The 19,542-nt window shown below is 36.9% G+C and carries 17 protein-coding genes; 5 read left to right on the top strand and 12 right to left on the bottom strand.

The annotated features are described in order from the left end of the window. Positions 1 to 17: 17 nt before the first annotated feature. From QM524_RS18540 to QM524_RS18530, 3 genes are all read right to left on the bottom strand, one after another. Positions 18 to 1,193, bottom strand: coding sequence for a cysteine desulfurase family protein (locus QM524_RS18540; protein ID WP_283345712.1), 1,176 nt, complete (start codon positions 1,191 to 1,193; stop codon positions 18 to 20). 47 nt (positions 1,194 to 1,240) lie between these two features. Next, a complete protein-coding gene (locus tag QM524_RS18535) occupies positions 1,241 to 2,665 on the bottom strand; it encodes a tetratricopeptide repeat protein (RefSeq protein WP_283345711.1) in 1,425 nt (474 codons plus the stop codon). A gap of 93 nt (positions 2,666 to 2,758) precedes the next feature. After that, positions 2,759 to 2,917, bottom strand: a complete 159-nt coding sequence (locus tag QM524_RS18530; RefSeq protein ID WP_166577709.1) for a hypothetical protein — start codon at positions 2,915 to 2,917, stop codon at positions 2,759 to 2,761. A 416-nt stretch (positions 2,918 to 3,333) separates the two neighbouring features. Here QM524_RS18530 and QM524_RS18525 point away from each other — a divergent pair, with 416 nt between their 5' ends. Next, on the top strand, positions 3,334 to 3,510 hold the full coding sequence (locus QM524_RS18525) for a hypothetical protein (protein ID WP_166577708.1): 177 nt from the start codon (positions 3,334 to 3,336) through the stop codon (positions 3,508 to 3,510). A 47-nt stretch (positions 3,511 to 3,557) separates the two neighbouring features. After that, entirely contained in the window at positions 3,558 to 4,175 is a 618-nt protein-coding gene (locus tag QM524_RS18520) for a pyridoxamine 5'-phosphate oxidase family protein (protein ID WP_283345710.1), read from the top strand. A 194-nt stretch (positions 4,176 to 4,369) separates the two neighbouring features. On the opposite strand, the gene QM524_RS18515 is transcribed toward QM524_RS18520, so the two are convergent. Further along, positions 4,370 to 5,707, bottom strand: a complete 1,338-nt coding sequence (locus QM524_RS18515; protein ID WP_283345709.1) for an ATP-binding protein — start codon at positions 5,705 to 5,707, stop codon at positions 4,370 to 4,372. A gap of 255 nt (positions 5,708 to 5,962) precedes the next feature. Between QM524_RS18515 and QM524_RS18510 the strand changes: the two genes are divergently transcribed. The 3 genes from QM524_RS18510 (at position 5,963) to QM524_RS18500 (ending at position 9,128) form a co-directional block, all read left to right on the top strand. Beyond that, on the top strand, positions 5,963 to 7,597 hold the full coding sequence (locus QM524_RS18510) for a sensor histidine kinase (protein ID WP_283345708.1): 1,635 nt from the start codon (positions 5,963 to 5,965) through the stop codon (positions 7,595 to 7,597). Continuing rightward, entirely contained in the window at positions 7,594 to 8,343 is a 750-nt protein-coding gene (locus tag QM524_RS18505; protein ID WP_283345707.1) for a LytR/AlgR family response regulator transcription factor, read from the top strand. The genes QM524_RS18510 and QM524_RS18505 overlap by 4 nt, the downstream gene beginning before the upstream one ends. Before the next feature lie 155 nt (positions 8,344 to 8,498). Further along, positions 8,499 to 9,128 (top strand): 3-keto-disaccharide hydrolase, encoded by a 630-nt coding sequence (locus tag QM524_RS18500; protein WP_283345706.1) that lies wholly within the window; start codon positions 8,499 to 8,501, stop codon positions 9,126 to 9,128. Positions 9,129 to 9,196: 68 nt separating this feature from the next. Here the strand turns inward: QM524_RS18500 and QM524_RS18495 are convergent, their stop codons facing one another. The 8 genes from QM524_RS18495 to QM524_RS18460 all read right to left on the bottom strand — a co-directional run bounded on the left by QM524_RS18495 (position 9,197) and on the right by QM524_RS18460 (position 19,531). Further along, on the bottom strand, positions 9,197 to 10,372 hold the full coding sequence (locus QM524_RS18495) for a DUF3179 domain-containing (seleno)protein (RefSeq protein ID WP_283345705.1): 1,176 nt from the start codon (positions 10,370 to 10,372) through the stop codon (positions 9,197 to 9,199). Positions 10,373 to 10,418: 46 nt separating this feature from the next. Next, entirely contained in the window at positions 10,419 to 10,988 is a 570-nt protein-coding gene (locus QM524_RS18490) for a carboxymuconolactone decarboxylase family protein (protein ID WP_283345704.1), read from the bottom strand. A gap of 83 nt (positions 10,989 to 11,071) precedes the next feature. Beyond that, entirely contained in the window at positions 11,072 to 12,295 is a 1,224-nt protein-coding gene (locus QM524_RS18485) for an MFS transporter (protein ID WP_283345703.1), read from the bottom strand. 27 nt (positions 12,296 to 12,322) lie between these two features. Next, positions 12,323 to 15,088: a TonB-dependent receptor gene (locus QM524_RS18480; RefSeq protein WP_283345702.1), complete on the bottom strand. Its 2,766-nt coding sequence runs from the start codon at positions 15,086 to 15,088 to the stop codon at positions 12,323 to 12,325. A gap of 12 nt (positions 15,089 to 15,100) precedes the next feature. Further along, positions 15,101 to 15,667: a carboxymuconolactone decarboxylase family protein gene (locus tag QM524_RS18475; protein WP_283345701.1), complete on the bottom strand. Its 567-nt coding sequence runs from the start codon at positions 15,665 to 15,667 to the stop codon at positions 15,101 to 15,103. 97 nt (positions 15,668 to 15,764) lie between these two features. Then, positions 15,765 to 16,307 (bottom strand): carboxymuconolactone decarboxylase family protein, encoded by a 543-nt coding sequence (locus tag QM524_RS18470; protein ID WP_283345700.1) that lies wholly within the window; start codon positions 16,305 to 16,307, stop codon positions 15,765 to 15,767. A gap of 223 nt (positions 16,308 to 16,530) precedes the next feature. Then, positions 16,531 to 17,082: a hypothetical protein gene (locus QM524_RS18465; protein WP_283345699.1), complete on the bottom strand. Its 552-nt coding sequence runs from the start codon at positions 17,080 to 17,082 to the stop codon at positions 16,531 to 16,533. Positions 17,083 to 17,389: 307 nt separating this feature from the next. After that, positions 17,390 to 19,531 (bottom strand): FG-GAP-like repeat-containing protein, encoded by a 2,142-nt coding sequence (locus QM524_RS18460; protein ID WP_283345698.1) that lies wholly within the window; start codon positions 19,529 to 19,531, stop codon positions 17,390 to 17,392. Positions 19,532 to 19,542: the final 11 nt, after the last annotated feature.

The raw sequence follows: 19,542 nt of genomic DNA, 5'->3' as shown, positions 1-19,542 counted from the left end.
TACCCTATCCCCTTTTTCTACGCTACCTCCAACAATTTTGATTTTGCGATTCCTTCATCTTCTTGGTAAATCTGGTTGAGAACTTTCACCACATGTCGAATTTCTTGTGGAGTATTGTGCCTGCTAAAGGAAAATCTCACGTTATCACGATCCAGATGAACTTTGAGATTTTTTAGTACATGAGACCCTGATTGAGTAAGATTTGAACAGGCGCTTCCACCAGATACATATATCTCGAGTTGTGCTAGTTTATCTAATAGCGATCCACCATGTTTGAGATGCGGAAATGCCACATTTACAATTGAATAACTACTTTTGTCTTCCGAGAAGCTTTCGCCATTAAAACGAATATTTTTGATAGGCCCATTCGTAAGTAGTTCGATGAAAAATGATTTTAGGTAGGAGATATGATTGTGATTTTTCTCTAAATCACGATACGAAACTTCGAGTGCCTTGGCCAAACCTACAATCCCAGCGACATTTTCGGTTCCGCCACGAGTGCCACGTTCTTGTGCGCCACCATATATCAAAGGCTTTACTTTTTTATATTTGTTAATGTAAATGAATCCTACACCTTTAGGTCCATGAAATTTGTGTGATGAACCCACTAAATAATCTATGTCAAGTTCTTGTAAATCAATACGATACTTTCCAATGCTTTGTGTAGTGTCACTGTGTAATATACCGTCATAATATTTTACTAAAGCACTTAATGCTTTAAGATCGATAAGGTTTCCAATCTCATTATTGACGTGCATCAAACTGACAATGGATTGTGCGTTAAACTTGAGCAAGTTTTCTAGGTATTCAAAATCAATATTGCCTTTGCTATCAATTTTAACAAAACTTACATCCAATTCCCCTTCTTGACTATATTGTCCAAGTGTTTGCAAAACAGCCTTATGTTCGAGTCTCGAAGTGACGGCATGTGATACATCGTACGTACGAATCGCTCCCGAAAGGGCGATATTGTTTGCTTCGGTGGCTCCAGAGGTAAAAAAAATATCATTTGGAGAAGCGTTTAACAAGCTTGCCACCGTATGGCGCGATTCCTCAACTGCCTCTCTTGCCTTTTGCCCCAAAGCATGGCTTGAAGAAGGATTACCATATTGATTGGTAAGATACGGAATCATAGCGTTCAGAACTTCAGGGTCTAGAGCTGTGGTGGCAGCGTTATCACAATAAATTTCCATGTTGTGTATCTATTTTAAGGTTTTAAGTGTTGTTGATTTTGTTTCTTCTAATTGTTTATGTCAGTAATTGCTGCTTGAGCCTTATTGTCCACAGAGTTTTTGTATTCATGTTTTTTGTAAGAAAGTGCTTTTTCGAACCACGAGAGGGCTTTTTTAGAATCTTTTTTCTTCTGATAAATATACCCCAGTTGTAATGACGAACTAGCGCCAAAGTGCGTATCCAGACTTTGTGCAAAAGCAATACTTCTTTCGAAGGCAGGAATTGCTAAATCCGTATCGCCTAAATTTTGATAAATTCTCCCTTTTCGAAAGTTGAAATCAGCTTTATCTAAATTGCTACTCAGGGTATTTTCATTGATATCTTTTATATTTTCCAAGGCTTCTTTATAGTATCCTCCATCAATTGCCAGACGAGCTTGAAGTAAGTTTTTATTGGGCAATTGCTTCGTTTTTGTATAATTATCATAAAATTTTTGAGCTGCCTTGTCAGACTCCGATAGCTTTTTGCCGTATTGATTGATATTCTGTAAAAATGCTATTGCTTGCTGATTTTCACCACTCAAATAATTAGTAATGAATAATTTATAAAAACTATCCTTGATAAAACTATGTCCTTTGAATTTCTTTAAATAGGCTTGATAATAGCTTTCAGCTTTGGCATAGTTCCCTTTTTGTAGGTAAATCTCGGCTGTATAGAAATCGAAAATTGGTAATGGCAAATACCCATTGCCATTTTGGACTTTTTGCAGAATTTTCCAAGCTTGGTCACTTTTGTTATCTTTTTCAGATATCGCTACACCCAAGAACAAAGCCAGCTCGCTATCGGTATATTTTTGTACAAACTCATTGACCTCTGTACGTACTTTATCGTTTATTGGAAGAATATAACTTTGAATAAAAAGCTTAAAAAATTTCGCTTCAAAACCTGTAATCTTATCCTGAGTGGCAATTTCCAACTCACGAATCCCCTGATCGATATTACCTTTCAAGCCCAACATTTTGGTAATCCAGCGATAATTTTCTGGTACCGAGCCAATGAGCACATGAATCACCCCAAGTATCTTATTATTGGCGCTATAATTTGGGAAAAGCTTTTTATTTTCCTCCAACAATTTATATGCACTCATGACGGTCATACCAGCCTTAGTCTCATGTCCCAGTTTCATTTGAACTAAGGCCAAATAAAATTTTATTTCGGCGCGGAGTTGGCGTTGTTGGGGTGCTTTGGTATCGAGGTCTTCAATTACGTCAAGTGCATCGTCCACTTTATCTACCAACTTTTCATATTCGGTCTCGCTCTCACTAGCATATACATTAACAGCATCTGCCAAGCAGTCAACCCAAATTTTATAACCATTATTCGGAGACTCTTTACTAATCAATTGTTTGGCATGAGCCAATCGCAACTTAGTAACTTCGTTACAGGCATTTTGAAGATTAGCATTAAAATCAAAATCTTGTGCCAACCCCATTATAGCTGAAGAGAGAATGAATAAAACGGTCAAAAAAAAACCTTTGTGAAATTTGAATAATATCATAAACTATGGATTCTTAGCGGAGAGCTATTATTTATTTTTTGTAAAAAGCATTTGATGATTTTGAGCAATAGTTTGCTGTTTCTTCTTGTGAAGATTTGGATTACTCAATAAAGTAACCAGTGCGATAACCAAGGGAGGAAGTATCCCCATGAATCTTGTTGCTATTGAAAAGATGAATGCTTTCATATAATTATGTAATTTTAAACAAAAATATATAATCTATAGATATTATAGATTATATAGGTGTAATTTTTTTTGAAATATTTTATTGTCTTGTGTTATTTTGCAAGTTTTTGTACCAAAAACCTTATAAAATACTATAAACGGTATATTAAAAAAGATATAACAAATAGGTACAATATAATTTTGATATTTCTTCTTAAAAAGAAGGGGAATACATTGTACCCGAAAACGGACGATTTGATGACAGTCTACTCTTAAAAATATTTTAGAAAAAAACAGACTTGTCTGTATGTTTTATCAAAATTATTCTTACCTTTGTTTCGTAGCCAAAAGGAGAGAGACGAAATCTCTTTTTTATATCGACTTATATATACAGACTTGTCTGTATATATATTTTAACCTTTAACAAAAATACTAACATGGAAACCAAGAAATCAGTACCCGCAAAATTGGACTTAGCCACCTTATTAGCAATCCAGCCCAAACCAGTACAACTCAATGATGAGCAAGAAGTGGTAATGCCAGACGAATGTGGAGATACATTATGGGATAAAGTTTTGGCACAGTACGAAGCAGAAGATAAAGAGAAAAAATAGTATCAATAAAAGCATACTTATAATGAAGTATTAAACTCGTTGAAATCATGGCAAACAATTTCGCAGAAATTGGCTTTAGTGCTGCGGCTAAGAAGCTACAAGAAAAGCATGGCAGTCGTAAAACGTATTCCCGAATGGAAAGCCAAACAGTCTATTTGGGACTCGGTAAACATGAGCAAAGCTTTATTGCTCAAAGAGATAGCTTTTATATGGCAACCTCTGGCGAAAATGGCTTTCCCTATATTCAGCATCGTGGTGGACCTAAAGGTTTTCTGAAAGTACTCGATGAAAATCGATTAGGGTTCATAGACTTCAAAGGGAATATGCAATACATTTCTGTGGGGAATATCGCGACGAATAACAAAGTATCTTTATTTATGGTCGATTATCCGAATAAAAGACGCTTGAAACTATATGCCAAAGCGGAAATTGTTGAACTGAAAGATAATACAGAGCTATTACAAAATCTTGATTTAGAAGATTATAAGTTTCAACCAGAAAGAATGATGGTGTTCAATATAGAAGCTTTTGATTGGAACTGTCCGCAACATATTACCCCTAGATTTACAATAGAAGAAGTAGAGGAAGCTTTGAAACCACAATACGAGCATATCAAAAACCTAGAAGCTGAAATTACTGTGTTGAAAGCAAAATTGGGTTTGTAAAACGAAGCCGTAGGTGCCATTATTGGAGTTATCTCCAACAAATTGGCGATAGATTCAAACTAGTTAACTTATGTCTACAATCCTTGGTTTGTTGCTAACGCTGGGCTCGTTGGAGAAAACTCCAACGAGGGCAAAAACGATGTTAAAATGCCGACAGCCTACTGCATATAGCTGACAGCCCCAAAGCATTTTACTTACAAATTATTGACCGAATACAAAGGCATATTAGTCATCCAGTCTTGTACTCGGCGATTGTTCATCGAAAATCGGAGGTTTTGTTTTGTTTGGAATTTGTCAACAAAGACCTTCAGACTTTTTGATTTAAGATTTTCTTCGGCTTTTACTTCTATAGGTATAATCATTTGCTCTTTTTGAATCATAAAATCTATTTCAGCCGTGGCATTTGGCGCAGACCAATAATAAATTTCATGTTTGATTTTTAATTGCTGTGCGACAAACTGTTCGGTTAGAGCACCTTTAAATTCTGTTAGAATACCATTTTTCTCTAACAATATTTTGGGTGAAATACCTGCCATGGCATTGAGCAAACCCACATCCAGACAAAACAATTTGAAAATATCAATGTCAGAATATGCACTTAGTGGGATATTGGGCTTTTCAACAATATTCACTTTCAGCACTAAACCAGCATCCGTAAGCCATCTGATAGCAGTTTCAAAGTCCTTTGCCCTCGAACCTTTCTTGATTTGACCATAAATAAATTTCCGATTTTCTTTGGCTAATTGACTAATTAGGTGACTCCAAACCAATCGGATTCTTGGGACAGTTTCGATAGGAGCATATTTAGCAAAGTCGTTTTCATAGCCTAGCAAAATTTTGCTTTGAATCTCACGTACTTGATATAAATCTTGGAACTGAATATAATTTGCGACCGCTTCGGGCATGCCACCTATGAAATAATAGCGTCGCAGTAAATCGACAAGTTTATCGTGAAAAGTATCTATGATAGCCCAATTTTCAGCTTCAAGTTGAGCCAAGAGCAATTGTTGCCCAGTATTCTCTAAAAACTCAACAAAGCTCATGGGATACATTTGTAAAAAATCTACCTTTCCAACAGGGAAAGACGTACTTTTTTGTAAAGAAACGCCCAAAAGCGAACCCGCAGCGATGATAAAATATTCTGGCGCTTGTTCGTAAAAGTATTTTAAAGCAGTAAGTCCTTTTTCTGCTTCTTGAATTTCATCAAAAATGAGTAAACATTTGTCTGCCTGAATCTTATAACCTACTTCAATTTCAATGGTAGTAATGATGCGCTGTATATCAAAATCGACCAAAAATAAGTTCTTTAGCCTTTCGCTACTTTCAAAGTTTAGATAAACAGTTTTTTCAAATTCCTGTTTTCCAAACTCTTTCATCAACCAAGTTTTACCTACTTGTCTTGCTCCTTGTAAAATAAGGGGTTTTCTATTGGCTGAATTTTTCCAGTAAATTAAATCTTTATAAAGGCTTCGTATCATTTTTTCAATGGATTTTTTGTGTAAAAATACATTTTTATCTATGAAAAAATTCATAAAATTACATTTTTATGAATAAAAAAATAAAATGGAAGTTTTTTGAAAATTCATACGATTAAAAATTATTGTTCTATGATACAGGGTTTTGTGATGATTTCTCATAAATAGAGTAAAATCATTACTTAAGATTTTTGTTACATCATTCCTCAGGAAAAAATCCAAACTCACAGAAATTCATGTTACATTCACATTGGAAGCCAAAATCTAGTTTGAATGATAGATTTTTGAGACTCAAACTTAAAAATCAATACCATGTCTACAAAATGTTTATTTCTATTCGCCCTATTAATGTTCCCTATTTTTCTCAAAGCTCAGATTAACTGGGGAGATTATTCTCAAAGCTTTCCTAGCGAAGTGCAACATAAAAAAGATGCTTTGGGGATTATTCTTGCTATTCGAAAGGAAAATAACTCATATTGGAGTGTTCGCGAAAAAAGCGACTTCTATTTCAAGCTGCTAGCAGATTCAACATTTACAAAGTTGCGTTCCAAAGATATTATTGCACGTACTACTTTTGATACTTCTAGTGCTCACTTTTTCGTACATGCAATCAACAAATTTAATGCTCATTTGTATGAATATCGAGTTTTGGAATATCCGAGCAACAAGATTATTGTGCCTTGGAATAGTATTACCAAGTTTACAGATTCGACTTTGATAAAACAATCAGGGTATCCTGAAATGGCATATTTGGGTGGGTGTAAAGCAGGATTTGGCAAGATGCTGATTGTTGATGTTAGAAAAAAGAATCAAACTTCAATCTTGGCAACGAGTATGATTTCTTGGGAATCCATTAAGCCTAGTGTTTCTAGCGTGTACACTTCTAAGGATTTGGAAATCTTCCTTCAAAAACTACAATTCCCGTGGTCAAATACACTAGAGGTACAGTCAGCGCCACAACCAATAGCCAATCTCAAATTGTCGCCTGACAATAATAATCTAGTGTTTGTGCTGAATGCAGATATATCCTCAAAACATCAGATTCAATATCAATTACTTCTTGATAATCAAATTGTTGTGGATTGGCATGACAATGAATACAACAATAGTTTTATTTGGCTGAAAGATTTTTCACCAGGTGCGTACCGTATCCGAATGCGATACACAGTGCAACCCATGAATGTGTCTGAATATACCTTTGAAGTTGAGCCTGCTTGGTATCAGACTATTTGGTTTAGGGTTGCCATAACAATAGGTGGACTTGCATTATTGGGGTTCTGTATTTTTGCCTACTTACTTTTCCAACAAAGGCGAAAAACGAATATTGAGATTGCTAAAAAACAGAAACTTCAACTCGAATTAAAGGCTTTATATGCGCAGCTCAATCCACATTTTCTCTTCAATTGTTTGAGCTCGATACAAGGACTTGTCAATCAACAAGACTTTAAAGGCGCTAATGAATATCTTACAGATTTCGCTCAACTGATTCGAGGAGTTCTTAGCAATAATGCTAAGGAGGAGACTCCACTTCAACAAGAAATACAAACCTTAGAGACCTATCTAAAATTAGAGAAGCTGCGGTTTGGATTTTCTTACACTATAGAAATCGACAGTAGTATTGACCTTTTTGCAATTAATATTCCTTCATTACTATGGCAACCGCTTGTGGAAAATGCTGTCAAGCATGGAATGGCAACGTTGGAATCATCGGGGCGTATCAATATTCTTTTTAGCAAAGTTGATGATTCACTAATAGTCGCTATCAGAGATAATGGAAAAGGGTTTGATACATTAAAATCAACTACTGGACTGGGTTTACGTCTAACTCAAGAACGTATCGAAAGATTGAATGAACTGCAAAATGAGCAACCGATAGTCTTAACTTTTAATCCTAATTTTGAGCATGGTACAGAAATAATTTTAACCTTTACTCATTGGTTTTTATGAAAGCGATATTGATAGATGACGAATTGCCTAACCTTACAAACCTGCAAATTCTGCTAAATACCTATTGTCCACAGATAGAAGTATGCGCGTTAGCCCAAAGTGCTGAACAAGGAATAATTGCCCTTAAGACCTATTCGCCAGACTTGATATTTTTAGATATTCAGATGCCAGAACAGGATGGTTTTGCCTTTTTACGAAGTTTAAATTCCTATGATTTTGAGGTGATTTTTGTCACTGCGTATGATCAATATGCCATACAAGCAGTACGTTTTTCAGCGGTAGATTATTTGTTAAAACCAATAAATATCAAGGAGTTGATAGAAGCAGTAAACCGTGCGTTCAAACAAAATCAATTAAAAAGCCAGCATAAACAAATTGAATATTTGATGGATTGGTTCAAGGTACAATCTCAAAAGGAAGAACAACGAATTGCGCTGTCGACGGTTGAAGAAACTAGGTTTGCCAAGGTAAGTGAAATTATTCGCTGTGAATCTTCTAATAACTACACGACATTCTTTTTATCGGATAATTCAAAGCTATTGGTTAGCAAGCCTATTTACGAATATGATGAGCTTTTGTCAAATTATGGCTTCATTCGCTGTCATCAATCTCATCTTGTCAATAAAGCATATATTAAAAGTTGGCTCAAAGAATACGGAGATTTTTTGCTATTGAATGATGGAACGCAGATTCCTATATCACGTGGTAAGAAACAGATGGTAAAAGATACTTTAAGGGTTTTCTGAAAGCAAAGTAGGCTTTTTCCTAATTCTTATAAACCTTAATTCTTTTACCCCACAGACACCCACACCGTAATTTTTGATAGAGATAGCCAAATAGTATTTGTACTTTAGCGTTGTAAAAAACAACTTATCCCAAAAGGACTATAAATACTATAAACATGAAAAAACTATCATTTATTCTTTGCTTGTTGATGTTGGTGCAAATGGCTTTTGGCCAGAAAAAAGAAAAAGGCTGGGTCTCGCTTTTTGATGGAAAATCTTTTGCAGGCTGGCGTGTCAATGAGGAAAATCCTAAGACTTTCTCTATCGAGGATGGTACCATAAAAGTAGCTGGCGAACGTACACACTTATTTTATGAGGGGCCTGTTGGTAATCATGATTTCAAAAATTTTGAACTAAAAATCAAGGCAAAAACATTGCCTGGTTCTAATTCTGGCATCTTTATTCACACAGGTTATCAGGCTTCTGGTTGGCCCGAAAAAGGCTATGAAGTGCAAGTAAATCAGACACATACCGACTGGCGTAAGACGGGTAGCTTGTATGGTGTAAATGACGTAAAAGAAAACTTAACCAAAGATGATGAGTGGTATGAATACCACATTATTGTGAAGGATAAAAGAGTAATTATCAAAATCAATGATAAACTTGCTGTGGACTATACCGAGCCTGAAACACTTCCAGAAGATCGTGGTAAAAAACGACTTAGCTCAGGTACTATAGCTCTACAAGGTCACGACCCGAAAAGTGTGGCCTATTTTAAAGATATTAGAATTAAGATGCTGAAATAATTGACGATTTGTTTAGGTTGCCTTATCATTCCTAGCTGGCGAATCAATTCGCCAGCTAGGAATAATGCTTATTTCATCACTAAAGTATTGGGTTGAAAGGTCTTCCACGAATGCCAAAACTCCTGATAAGCTTGTATTTTGGGTAAAGACGAGCCTTGGTATTTTCCTGATATACATTTCCCATCCATATCCCACACTGCATCTGATTGACTATCAATCAACTGGTTGTCTTTTAAAACCAAATCGAGCATCCCGAATGGGCTTTCGCTTTTGAAGGCATGAAAACTTTTACCATCTTTTTCTAAAACGATTATGATATGATGCTTTTCGACAGTGTCATAAATAATCCGTTTTTGCAGCAATGTATTCCAATCATAAGCTTTGGCAGTCTTTCCAAGTGTTATGCCCACAACCCATGACTTGAGCTTCCAAGAAAGAGAATCTCGAGTGGTTAATTCACTTTTCCCTTTGCCTGAATCATAGTTTTTCAAACCACTATATTCTTCCTTAAAAAGGCTGTCAGCTTGCATAATCAAGGAATTGGGATATTGTCTTAGCCATGAGGCTAGACTAACCTGCTCGGATGGAAAAGAGCGAAGTGTTTTACCTTTGAGTTTTCCTGTAATAGACTCTCCTGTAGCTTGTTGCCACCATGATCCTGTTGTTTGGTCTTCGAACATGGCATTGAAATGATCCATTCCTACTAGTCGAAATTGCTCATATTTGCCATTGACAAAAGGCAAATAAACACGTCCTGTACGACAAACGGTGCAATAGGTAATCATCATGGGTGTGCCTCCAACGGTATCTATTACTTGATGATGATAACCAATCAATTGTATAGGATAGGCCTTGGCTTGTCCGTTATGAACAACGCCAAGTATCAATTTATCTTTAGCAATTTTGTTATCGCTTCCACTTGCCATTGTTTTATTTTTAGGTTGATAAAACATATGGTCAGCAGTGAGCTGAAAATTAAATAAATAAACCACTCCTAGCCACAGAAGAGTAAGTCCGCCGAGGATAATTTTAGTAAGTTTTGAGCCTATTTTAAAGTTTTTCCAAAGAGGATATGCCAGTAGTACAATCCCCAAAATGCGTAAATACCAAATGTATTGATGTAAAAAATACGCCAATTCTATGGTATCAGACTGCTGACTTCCAGGAAATGGCATAATAAAATATACTTTCAGTATTTCACTGATAAAAAGAATTAAAAATCCGATAATGAGTTGTACTCTCATAATAGCTTGATAAATAAATGGTTAATAAGTTTGTCTGAAAAGAGTTCTACCTCTTAATATAGGCAATTGGGTCAAAATTAGCATATCCTTCGTCTCTGATTCTTGGTCCTCTGTCGAGATAGGCACTTGCCTCTTGAGGTGCCCATGTTCCTAAACCGTCTACATATCTATTAAACATACAAAAAGTGGCTGCAATCAATACAGTATCATGAATTTCTTTGTCAGTAACTCCATGTTCTTTCGCCGATTGGATATGATTTTCTGTTACGAATTTTCCTCCTTTTTGTACAGCCGCTGCAATGACTAACAAAGATTTGAGTTTCTCAGCAATAGGCGCATGAGACATATCTTTTTTAACCTGTTCTATTAATGCTCCGTCATCTTCCAAGTAGCATTGAGCTGCTGAACCGTGTACCATTTGACAAAAAGTACAATTATTAAGATAGGAAACATACGTTGCTATTAATTCTCGCTCGCCTTGAGAGAGACTATTGTTTGTATCTCGTAATAAGATTTCGGCTAAAGCATTAAGCGGTTTGGCTGTTTCTGGACTAAACGCCATCAGACCACGAATACCGGGCAATTGTTCTTCAGAAGGAATGTTAATATATGCCATATTTCTTTGAGTTAAATGATTTTGAAAAGAAGCGAGTCTATAACCGATGATAGACTCGCTCTAGGTTCACTTCCAGTCCATTATTACAATATTTTCGAATCGCTTACTAAATTTTTTGTACGTAAAAGCATGATAAACGCTATAACAAATGCTAGTGAGAATATCATGAGGGATTGTCCTAATCCGCCAAGTATTGCCACTAAACTTCCTACAAAAAACACGGCTGTAGCGGTAAAAAATCTTCCAATATTAAAGCATAATCCCGTTGCGAATCCTCTGACTTGTGCGGGGAAAAGCGCAGGAATAAAGCTTGACAATGCCCCCTGACTAATGCCAAAAAAGAGCGATAACAAGGCTGTTTCGATATAGACCATACCACTAAAGGTCTGATTAGTTAAAAACAATAACATACAAACACTGCTGCACCCTAAGAAAGTACCAAGTAGCGTTTTCTTAAATCCAAATGATTTTATCAGAAAACCAGAAAGTATACCACCTACGATTCCGCCAATTCCCAAAAGCATCATGACAATACCTCTTTCTTGCTGACCTTTTTGACCATTGCTTAATAAGCCTTGTACCCATGTAGGCAACCAAGAGAAAATTCCCCAGAGTCCAATAAGTACTGCTCCGAAAATAAGTATTCCCGTCCAAAGGTTTTTCTGGTAATCTATTGATTCTATTGGGGTTATATTCTTTGTTTTTCCTTGCGATTTTTGCCATTCTGGAGATTCTGGTAAAAAGACAAACATCAAAATAGCGATACCAATTGGGATAAGACCAATCCAAAAAGCTTGATGCCAATAAGGAAATAGAAGGGTAATTCCGCCTGATAGTACAATTCCCAAAGGAAACGAAACCGCCAAAATGCCCAAGATGACAGGTCGATTTTTTTCTGGCCATATTTCAGAAATATAGACCGTGGTCAATAGTAAGATTCCCCCAACACCAACGCCAGAGATAAAGCGTAAGGCAAGAAGCAAGTACCAATCTTTCACAAAAACAATAAATACGGTTCCCAAGCCGCAAAGTGCTGTTACGACACTCAAGCTTGGAATTCGACCGATTTTATCGCTAGCAAAACCCATGGATAAGCCACCGCACATCCACCCATATAAAAATATGGCATTGATATAAGCTCCATATTCTGAGAGCTTTTGTTCGTCGAGTAATCTGTTCAGTAAATCGGGCAATGCAACAGGCAAATAAGACGACATCATGGTGGAAATACATCCTCCTAATAAATAACTCAGCATACAAAGCGTAAATGCCAACTTAACCTTGGTTGTGTGAATAGTTGATTTCATAAAGTTGTAAGGTTGTTTTAGCACTTATTATCTTAAGAATTCGTCAAAATTGAGGCTGATATAATACATGCCTCCAACGGCTGGTGACCCGTAAGCTTGAACTACATATTGATTCGTCAAGTTGGCAGCACCCAATTTGATTTTTGTTTTAAGTGATGGAACTGTATAGCTTACCTGTGCATCTAACAAATTATAAGCGCCTATTCTTCCAGGTCTCAACTCTGTAAATGTCCCATACCAATCGAATGCAGTTTGCCAGTGCCATGCCACGCTAAAACCTAATTTGTCAGTAAGTTTTGGATTAGAAAAAGTCACATTACTTTTCCAAGTTGGAGTATTGAAAGCAGGAATATTGTTTGGATTAGCATCCATTATATTAAAATCTATCCAAGTGGCATTGCCATGTAATTGGTAGTTTTTGGGTAAAGCCCAAGTCAAGCCAGCAGTAACTCCTTGAATCGATACTTTGTCGGCAGCATTGGTGTACAATTGAAACGCTTTGATATTTCCATTCAAAATGTCTGCTGCAGCTGCTGGGTTTACGCTTCCGTCTGCCAATGTTACGGGGCTATTGGGTCTAATAACTACCGAGTTGATGATAAAATCGGTGTATTGACTATAATAATAATTAATGTCAAAAAGCAATTTTGAAGTCAATAATCCTTTATAGCCTACTTCAATACTTTGAACACGTTCTGGTTTGATATATGGCACATTTGATTTTACCAGTTTGTCCTTATTGTTGGCTAAAGCAGTGGGGAAAGGAACACCTTTTTGCATATCAGCACCAAATCCACTACCGAAGGCGCCCACTGATGCGGCGGTGTAAGAGTTTTCATACACATTCATTCCTTGTGAATTGATTGGAGCTCCGCCTAGAATTAAGATTGGACCTACGTCAAGCTTAATATATTGATCACTAATAGTTGGGTTTCTGAAACCAGTTTGATACGAAGCTCTAAAATTATGTCTTTCTGTTGGGGAAAATACTGCAGATGCTCTTGGTGTAAATTGACCATCAAAGTTTTGGTTTTTGTCATATCTTCCTGATAAAGTTACTTTTAACTTATCTTGAAAAAGACTTTTTGAGGCTTGTGTAAACAAACCAAACTCATCATTGGTGAGATTTTTTCCTTTGTCGTCAAATAGAGTACCCTCCGTATCGAGATAGTATTTTCTGTAGTTTCCTCCAACTTGCAAATTGAAGACTTTTACCACTGAACTAAAATCATAAAGTCCTTCAATGTGTTTTAAGCTACAATTACTCTTTATCCCCGCACCTGAAAGTCCTGTGGTTTGAATCAAACGGCTTCGTGCTTCGTCAAAAGCTGCTGTGCCTGGGAGTAGTCTACCTTGGTCGGCAAAGGCTCTTGCCTGTGTGGCATTTTGCGCTGTCACGCCGTTAATAGTACCATTAAACGCTGCCGCATAACGCTGAAACCAAGTAGCATCTGCTTTGTCTGGTGTTACGATGTTTCCACTCAAGTCACGCACCCAAGTACGGTTGATTTGCTGTCCCAGCGAACGGGTATTGTAAGAATTGTTAGAAATTTCTTGATTAGAATAAGCTCTGATATAAAACTGACTTCCTTTGAGTTCTAAACGATGCTGGATAAATTGAAAATCATTGATAACGAATCTGTTACTTCCTGTGTACTGAGCTGTTCCTTGATTAAAATTCATTTGGTAAATGGCCTCAAGGTTATCATTAATGCGATAATGCAAAGCACCATTTAGTTTAAGACTATACACACCATAAGTCGCCAAATCTTTTTCTTCATAACCTGTTCTTGAAACTCTACCAATATTAGGTAAGGTTTGAGCCACTTCATCACCATAAATATTCAAGGCATTACGACCTGGGTTGTTTGCTCCACGACTCGCTGCTGGTGTATTTGGGTCGATATCTGTATAGTCATTGGCATACCAATCGGTACCTCTGAGGTAGGAAGCATTGATTTTGAAGGCAAATTTATTATTAAAAACTTTGGCATAACGTAAAGCCAAATCGCTCATGGGTTTTGCACCTAATCCTGTTCCATCATTCACGTGATTGAGACCAAATTTCGTTTGAATGCTGAGTCCTTGGAAATCAAAGGGGTTTTTTGTACGAGTATTAAGAAGACCATTAAAAGCAATTGGACCATATAAAGCTGAGGCAGCTCCTGCAATCAATTCAGCACTTTCTACGTCCAAATCATGTGGACCAAATAGGTTTCCCATCGCAAAACCTAAGCCTGCGGGTTGGTTATCGATACCGTCGACTAACTGCAAAAATCTTCCGTTTCCTGTACTATTAAATCCTCTGGTATTGATTTGTTTGTAGGTAAGACTACTCGTAACCATATCCAAGGATTTGATATTTTGCAAACCATCGTAGTAGTTTGCCGAGGGTGTTTGTTGTACCTGACGAATATCCATTTTTTCGATACTAACAGGCGAACGTAAAATTCGTTCTTCAACACGTGAAGCTGTTACTACAACAGGGTCCAACTCTGAATTTGCTGGAGAAAGTGCAATATTAATAGATTGATTATTAGCAATATCAACAGTTTTAGCTTCATAACCAATTATAGAAATAGTAACAGAGGCAGGTATTTTTAGTGCTATACTAAAGCTCCCATTTGCATTGGATTGCGTACCTGAAAGTTTTCCTTTCACTCTGATTGAAACTCCTTGGATGGGCTTTTGCGTTTGAGCATCTGTAATTTTACCTGTTACTGTTGCAACTTGCGCTATGGTTTGAGTGAGGATACTGATAAAAATGAATATAGTTAATATATGTTTTTTCATGTCTAGAGAAATTTAGGATTTTTTCAAATGGTCATAACCTTGTGGTAGGCGCTGATATCCGTGATTAACGATACGCTCGCCAAGTTGCTGATAAAAACCACTTTGTGGGTCGGGAGTAAAAGTTGCCATACCGTCTACATATCGGTTGTAAAGGCAGAATAAAGCGGCAATCAACACGGTATCGTGAATTTCGGCATCCGTTGCGCCGAAAGACTTGGCTAATTCAACAGCCGCTGGGGTAACGGCTTTTCCGCTGATTTGAACAAGGGATGCAATTTTTAATAAAGCCTTCATTTTATCACTCACAGGCATTTGGTCAATATCCTGTTTCATGATTTCACAAGTTTCTGTTTCTCCAAGTAGCAAATCTGTGGCAGCGGTATGGGCATTAGTACAAAATACACAACCATTTCGGTGTGAAACGATGGTGGCAATAAGCTCTCTTTCGCCTTGTGATAGGGTATTGTCGCCTCGAAGTAAGAGCTGGGTTAAATCTCGAATCGGTTTAGCCGTTTCTTGGCTATATTCCAATAAGCCAGTAATGCCTGGCAAATGTTCGGGTAAAGATATATGGGGCATAATGGTAATTTCGGTTGGGGATAGACAAAAGAATATCTAGTTGATTAAATGAAAATTTAACCAACCGATTGAAGAAATGACGACAGAGTTCGAAGATTTATCTTGCTCTGTTATAGCCTAAAAAAGCCATTTTCTGACCCATTTCCAGATAGTCCTCATTGGCTTGTGGCGCCCAAGTGGCTAATCCATCCACATAGCGATTGAACATACAAAACGCCGCTGCAATTAGCACGGTATCATGCAGTTCACGATTGCTTGCACCTGCTTCACGGGCTATGGCAATATCTTCTGGTAAAACGTGTTTACCTCCTTTTTGTACTTTTCCTGCAATGTCCAATAATGCCCTTAGTTTTGGAGAAATGGGCGTTTCAACAAAGTTTTTCTTGATGTCGTCCATGACACTAATATCACAATTCAAATGTGCAACTGCCGCTGCTGCATGTGAAGTATGACAAAAGTGACAGTTGTTGAGATAAGATACATGAGCAGCAATAAGCTCTCTTTCGCCACTCGAAAGAGTCGATTCGCCTCTCAATAATACCTCGGCAAGATTGAGTAAAGGTTGTGCAGTGGTTTTATTATAGTCCAAAAGCCCTGAAATGCCTGGCAAGGATGGATTTGGTAAAGCGATATATGACATGGTTTTACTTCAGTTAAAAATGATTGGGCAATACAATTGCAGCCTAACGTAAATGACAATACGTAAGGAAGGTAATTAGTGGGCAAAATAAAATATAGGATTATGCTTTGGGCTTTCAGATGACGGCTTTTGGCGATGGGTTTTAAAAAATTTTTAACACTCTTTGCCTGTTACCTAGTGCCTAAACACAGAACTTAAATCTAATTTTGCACGAGTACTTACATTAAACTGAAGCTATTTTGGGAGGCATAAAAACACCTGAGGTATATAGATGAGCATATAGATAAGAGTAGTAGAACAAACTTTGTTTTTTGCTTTCGATGAAATGATGATATTTGTTTTCAGGACCTACTTGCTGAGGTAAGTAGTTAGATGATAAGTGCTTGCATAAATCTAAAGCCTTTTTTAAGGGCGAATTTTTTTCTGAATGATTGTCAGAAAATTGTTGACTAAGTTCTTCTGAAATAGATTGATATTTTTGTTTAGCCTTATGATTGGTCTTGATTTTGGTATAAAGCGTATCGTTTGAATAGTGCTGTTCGATAATATTGTAAAACTCACCTTGATATTCAATTAAACCTTCATGAGAGGTAATATTGGTAAAATCACTACTGTAGGGTAGTGCAATAGGCATTTTGATTTCTAACCATTCGTCATTTTGAGTAATTGGAGTAGCTTTTTGAATCGACTTGTCAAAGCATAGCAAAACAATGCCAGTGCTAAACATATTGTATAGCAACAGACAGAGAAATGAAATGCTGACAATTTTTTTCAAAGGATGATAGTTGAGGTTTTTTCTTCTTAAAACAAAAATAAATATTTATTTCATACAATATACTAATAAACGAGCGAAACTTTCACGATTTTCCATCAGCAAACCAATTAATTCGTCTACTGATGGAAAAGCGCTAGAAAAAGAAGCTGTTTTGACCAGATATTATACACTATCTATTAAGATAGATTTCAAAAATCAACTATTGCAGATGGCGGATATGGGATTGCGGAAATCTAGGATATTTTATTGAAAATGAATGTATTTTTCAAAATATCCAAAATCAGCAATCCAATATCCGAAATATTTCCTAAAGACTCATTTTGGTATTACAAACAGGAATCTCTGTAGACTGACTTGGAAAAGGAGTCGTTTTGAGAGGTACTTTGGTAATAGTATTATTTCCTTCTTTGATTTTGATAAACTGATTAGGCTTTAGGTTTTTGAAAACTTGCGTTTTACCTGTTTGAGCCCAAGTAATTTCAAGCTCATCAATTAAATCACTTTGTCCAATACCTATTTCTCTTCTCAAAGCAGATGCTCCAAAACTTCCTCCAGAGTTTACATCACGATAGACAACCCTTTTGATTCCTTTTTCTCGGAAGGTAACTTTCACGTGTGAACCAATCGCCGAACGATTGGTTGTAGTACCTTCCAACTGAATATTAATCCAGCGGTTATTATTTTGCCCAGGGTTCAAATACAATGAATTGTTGTAAGAATCGCCAATATAGGCGCCACCCACTTCAATGAAAATATCGCTATCTCCATCATTGTCAAGATCATTGATAGCTACACCATGCCCTTTTTGCAAATTTCCAACCCTTCCTGAAACGGTGACATCGGCAAACTTTCCATTTCCCATATTTCTAAAAAGTCGGTTGGGAACTAAGGATTTATAATCAGGGTTGCCTGTACCTAAGTACATATCCAAATAACCATCATTGTCAATATCTCCAAAGTTAGAACCCATTGCAAAAACGGATTTATTGAGACCAGCATCTTTGGTAACATTTGTGAAAGTCCCATCATGATTATTGTGATACAAATTCATGGTACTGGCTTGGTTAGGAATTCCCAAGGCTTCAGTGGCCACAGTGTATGGGATAGATGTGTCGAACTGGTAACCACACACAAAAATATCTTGCCAGCCATCGTTGTCATAATCCCAGAACCAAATCGGAAAGGTATTAATCTGAATATCATTCAATCCCGACTTTTCAGTGACATCCTCAAATTGAGGAATGTTGTTTTTTGAGCCTGTATTTTTTAGTAAAGTTCTGTGTCCGCCAATGCCCGAAATGACCAAATCTTGAAGTCCATCATGGTCATAATCAGCTGCACTAACCCCTTTCACAAAGTCGATAATTTGACATTTGGCCATAGCAGCAACTTCGGTAAAAGTACCGTTTTTATTACTGATAAATAGCTCACAAGGGTTATACTCATTCATTCCCCCTGTTTCGTTACCTATAAACAAATCTAACCAACCGTCATTATTAAAATCTCGCCATACGCCCGCCTGAGTGGGATGTTCTGAGAAAAGTCCACTTTCTACGGTTACATCTGTAAAGGTATTGTCGCCGTTATTTCTGAGTAAAGAATTGGCTTGTCTACCATAATTCCCCATCCATGCGCCTCTGAGCACGAAAATGTCCAAAAAGCCATCGTTGTTATAATCAGCCTGAATCATGTTTAGACCACCTTTGAAACGTCCTAAATCAGAGATGACGGAGCAATCCATAAAACCGCCTTTGGTATCGTTGCGGAAATAGTGCATAGCACCCTTTAATCCCCAATCAGAAGTAACGATATCCAGATAACCATCATTATTAAAATCGTCAATAATGGTTCCACCAGCCATATTTCGTTTATTAAGTCCCAAATTTGGGGCAATATCTTGGAAAGGTTTTACCTCATATCCTGAATTGTCTTTATCCAAATTAGGAATTAACCATTGCTTGGGTACTTTGTAGGGATAATCTCCCAAGGTCATGTAGGCAATGTTCAACAGCCACATAGATTCGTAATCCTTGGGATTTTGCTCAAGTAGTTTCGCATAAATTTCGACTGCCTTTTGTGAGCCCGTTTTGTTTTGATGAACACCAGCGTTTTTAATAGGTAAAATACATGATTCTACCGAATGATTACTGATACAATTTTGGCGCTCGCCCATTCGTAAGTATGCTACCGCATAGCTTTTGAGTATCTCAGAATAATGTCGATGATCCTCGGATACAGCATATAAGATTTTCTCAAAAGCATTTACTGCTTCTTTTTCCTGTCCCATTTTCAGAAAACCATTGGCTTTAAAGAAGCTAGCTTGTAACCTCATAGCAGGATCGGGGTGCTTGGTCGAAAGCGAATCAAAGAAGACAAACTCAGCCTCTGGACAAAAAGAATTTTCTTTAACAAAATTTCTATCATAGGCAGCCGATAAATACTCTACCATTTGGTCATTTG

It is taken from the genome of Flectobacillus roseus (genome assembly GCF_030056595.1).
Taxonomy (GTDB): domain Bacteria; phylum Bacteroidota; class Bacteroidia; order Cytophagales; family Spirosomataceae; genus Flectobacillus; species Flectobacillus roseus.
This window is presented reverse-complemented; position numbering and strand designations above follow the sequence as displayed.